We start from the raw sequence: 4,153 nt of genomic DNA, 5'->3' as shown, positions 1-4,153 counted from the left end.
AAGACCGGAAAGGCGGCGGCTAGAGCGGCCCCGCCTGCACTCGCCAGCACGCAAAAGCCCATCGACCGTCGGTAGCCGTGGCGGTCCGCATAACGCCCCGCGGGCAGGGCCAGAAAGACCTGCGTCAACGCAAACAGCGACAGCAGCATGCCCACCGCCAGCGCGCTGAAACCCTCGCGCAGCGCCATCAGGGGCGCAGCCAGGCGCAGACCCGCCATGCAGGCGTGCAGACAAACATGCCCGCCGATCAGACGCGCCAGCCCGACCGGGCCGAGCGCGCTACTGCCTGTGGCCGAACTCACGCCTGGTCCAGCGTCGCATCGCGGTCCAGGTCAGGGTCGATCAAGATCAGCGTGGGCACTTGGGGTTCTGGCAGCGCCTCGACCTGTTTCAAGGCCCGGCCCATGGCGCGGCTGCGGGTCTGGGCACTGTCGAGCGTTTTGAGCACGGTCTCGGTTTGTGATTTGACTTTGGCCAGCACGTCGCCAAACTTGCCAAATTCAGTTTTGACGGCGCCCAGCACCTGCCACACCTCGCTAGAACGCTTCTCGAGCGCGAGTGTGCGAAAGCCCATCTGCAGCGAGCTCAACATCGCCAGCAGCGTGGTCGGCCCGGCCAGCGTGATGCGGTGCTCGCGCTGCAGCGCTTGCATCAGGCCGGGCCGGCGCAGCACCTCCGCATACAAGCCTTCTGTGGGCAAGAACAAAATGGCGAAATCGGTGGTGTGTGGCGGCTCCACGTATTTGTCGGCAATCGATCTAGCCTCCAGCCGAATGCGCAACTCCAGCGCCTTGCCGGCCGCCTCGGCCCCAAGTACATCCGCCCTGCCCTGCGCGTCCAGCAGGCGCTCGTAGTCTTCATTGGGAAACTTCGCATCAATCGGTAGCCACAGCGGCTCGCCATGTGGGGAGGTACCCGGCAGCTTGATGGCGAAGTCGACCACATTCTTGCTGCCGGGCCGGGTCGCCACTTGCGCCGCGTACTGGTCAACCACCAGCACCTGCTCCAGCAGCGAGGCCAACTGTGCCTCGCCAAAAATGCCGCGGGTCTTGACGTTGGTCAGCAGGTGCTTGAGGTCACCCACTCCCTGGGCCAGCGTCTGCATCTCACCCAATCCTTTGTGGACCTGCTCAAGCCGGTCCGCCACTTGCTTAAAGCTCTCACCGAGCCGGGTCTGCAGCGTGCTCTGCAGCTTTTCATCGACGGTGGCGCGCATCTCGTCGAGCTTGGCCGCGTTGGTGACCTGCAGCTGCGCCAACTGTTTCTCCAGCGTCTCACGAATCTCAATCATGCGCCTCGCGTTCGATTCGCTCACCCCGGAGAGTTGAGTCGTCAGCGTGTCCGACAGCGTCTTCTGCAGCAGGGTCAACTGCTGGCCGAAGGCGTCAATCTGGCTGTTTTGCGTGCGCGTGGCCTGCGCGCCCTGCGCCACCAGCGCTTGCTGAAAGGTGGCCAGGTTTTGCGTCAGTTCCTGGCGCCCGCCGCGGGCTGACTCGCTGATCTCGCGGCGTAGCTCACGCTCCAACCGCTCCGAGCTGGCCGATACCGAGGCCATGAGCGCCTGCTGCGCCGCCTCGCGTGACAGCCGGTCAGTCTCGGCCCGGTTCTGGGCGTTGCCGCGCTGCAGAACAACCCAAATCAGCAAGCTGACATTCAGCATGACGACGGCCAGTGCGGCCCAAAGTAGCAATTCATTCACGCTTGAAAATTCTCCTTGAAAACTATTTTTGGACAAAAAGCAGACTGCGAAACAGCCGTGCCAAATATGGCCCAATTTTACAGATGAAACTGGCCTCTAGCCCTTATATACATTGTGCATGATGCTATCAAATTAATATTATTTGCCAATGACCTGGCTAATGCGCCAGATGACCGGGTTTTGGCGCAGCATCGCAAGAGCACGGGAAATCCCTAGTCAATTTATTGCATTTGATCAAATACAATGCCAACGTTGGTCTTGTTTTAAGCGGCAAATCAACAAAACGAGTTTAGAGCCCTTCGGGGCTCTTTTTTTTGATCAACGCGGCGGCAAGCGCTGCAATTGCAGCTGCGCCAGCGAGGTATAAAACGGCGCGCTGATCAGGCGCGATACACCGCTGGCAACCAGCGCACTGGCCATCAAGCTCAGCACCAGCGCGTGCCCGTCCACCATTTCCATCACGATGATAAAGGCCGTCATGGGGGCTTGCGTCACGGCGGCCAGGAAAGCGGCCATGCCCAAAGCCATCAACGTGGGGGCGTTGGCATAGGAGGTCAACTGGGCAATGTCATTGCCCAAGGCACCACCAATGGCCAGTGATGGCGCAAAAATTCCGGCCGGCACGCCCGCCCAGGTGGTAATCCAGGTGGCCACAAATTTCAGCAACACGTAAAAAGGCGACTCAGTTGCGTTGCCTTCAAGCATCTCGCGGGTGTAGTCGTAACCGCTGCCATAGGTTGCACCGTGGCTGGCCAGGCCCAACAGCGCCACCGCCAAACCACAGGCCGCAGCGAAACGCAAGGGCGAACGCAGTCGCAACCGACTGAACCAGTCGTTCGATTGCCCCGACAAGGACAGCACCACCAAGCGGGCAAACAGGCCGCCGGCCAAACCACAGCTGACCGCAACCAACAAGCCGGGGAGCAACAGCGCCATGCTCAGGTTCTCGACCCGGATCACGCCAAAGTAGGTGGCGTTGCCATGCACCGACACTGCCATCATGCCCCCCAACACAATGGCCGCCAGCAGCAACCCGTTGCTGCGATGCTCCGACTTTCGCGTCAACTCTTCAATGGCAAACATCACGCCCGCCAGCGGCGTGTTGAAGGCCGCCGCAATACCCGCCGCGCCGCCGGCCATCATCAAGCCTTGGGCCGATACCTGCGACTGCGCCGGCAACCAGCGCCGCGCGTGGTGCATGACGCCCGCGGCAATTTGCACCGAGGGACCCTCGCGCCCCAGCGACAAACCAGCCAGAAAGCCCCAACTGGCCAGCAGTATTTTGGCGATAGTCAAACGGACCGACACATACAGGCTGACGTGTTCCCGGCTCACTTCGGGCGACAGCGCCGCCATGACCTGCGGAATGCCCGACCCGGTGGCGCCAATGGCGTAGCGCCGCATCAGCCAAACAATGGCCACCGTGGACAGCGGCGTCCACAACAGCGGGCTCCACCAGTACGAACTTTTTAACCACAGAAATTGGGCAAAGGCCTGCTCTGTCAGCCAGGTGAAGCCCACAACCACCAAACCCGCCAGCGCCGCGAATGCCAGCACCACGGCGCGCCCGGTCCACAAGCGCCAGTCGTAAAGCTCTTGCCTGATCGCATAAAAAACCGGAAAACGCGTTTGCATGGCTGCCTTAGGGGGTGACTGATGGTGTCGCACCAGAAATGAAGAAGTTGATTTTCTCAGAATGCATTGCGACAAATGCAATTTGTTATATTAGTTCAAATGCAGACCTGAAGATTCTTTCACAGCAGCGACATTGGCAAAAAAGGAGGCAGTCATGATCAAAGTGGGACTCATGGGTTATGGCAAAGCAGGCCAGGCGGTTGCACAGGTGCTGTGCGACGATCCGCGCTTCGACCTGTGCTGGATCGCACGTCGCACCGCATCGAAACCGGAAGAAACCTTGCCGGACAGCGCCATTCCGATCATCGGCCTGGACCAGGTGGCCCTGGGTGACTGGCTGGATGCACATCCGGTAGACGCCTTGATCGATTTTTCAAACTCTGCTGCGGTCACGGTCTATGGCGAAGAGGTGCGCCGGCGTCAACTGATGCTGGTCAGCGCGATCTCGTCGTACGGCGAAAACGAGCTTGCCTTCATGCGCAGTCTGGGAGCCGACACGCGGGTCTTGTGCTCACCCAACATGACTTTGGGCATCAACTTTCTGATCCTGGCAGCCAGGCTGCTGCGCACAATCGCGCCCTTTGCCGACGTTGAAATCCTGGAACAACACTTTCGGGACAAGCCGGAAATCTCTGGTACGGCCCGCAAAATTGCGGACAGCCTGGAGATCGACAACGACCGCATCACGTCGCTCAGGCTCGGTGGCATCGTCGGTCACCATGAGGTCATTTTTGGCTTTCCGTACCAGACGCTGCGCATCATTCACAACTCGATTGAGCGCAAGGCCTTCGGCACCGGGGCGGCTTTTGCCCTGACTGA

General features: G+C 60.3%; 4 protein-coding genes. 1 reads left to right on the top strand and 3 read right to left on the bottom strand.

The features are described from left to right. The 3 genes from GZ093_RS20375 to GZ093_RS20365 all read right to left on the bottom strand — a co-directional run. Nucleotides 1-218, bottom strand: a 218-nt coding sequence (locus GZ093_RS20375; RefSeq protein WP_296489523.1) for an MFS transporter, incomplete at its 3' end; no start/stop codon positions are given. 80 nt (nt 219-298) lie between these two features. Next, nucleotides 299-1,699, bottom strand: a complete 1,401-nt coding sequence (rmuC, locus tag GZ093_RS20370) for a DNA recombination protein RmuC (RefSeq protein ID WP_296489522.1) — start codon at nt 1,697-1,699, stop codon at nt 299-301. Nucleotides 1,700-2,017: 318 nt separating this feature from the next. Further along, nucleotides 2,018-3,334 (bottom strand): chloride channel protein, encoded by a 1,317-nt coding sequence (locus tag GZ093_RS20365; protein ID WP_296489520.1) that lies wholly within the window; start codon nt 3,332-3,334, stop codon nt 2,018-2,020. A gap of 154 nt (nt 3,335-3,488) precedes the next feature. Between GZ093_RS20365 and GZ093_RS20360 the strand changes: the two genes are divergently transcribed. Then, nucleotides 3,489-4,153: dihydrodipicolinate reductase C-terminal domain-containing protein (locus tag GZ093_RS20360; RefSeq protein WP_296489518.1), on the top strand; the 665-nt coding region annotated here is incomplete at its 3' end.

Source organism: Rhodoferax sp. (assembly GCF_010365055.1).
Lineage (GTDB): Bacteria > Pseudomonadota > Gammaproteobacteria > Burkholderiales > Burkholderiaceae_C > Rhodoferax.
The sequence above is the reverse complement of the archived record's forward strand: the minus strand, read 5'-3'. Positions and strand labels throughout refer to the sequence as shown.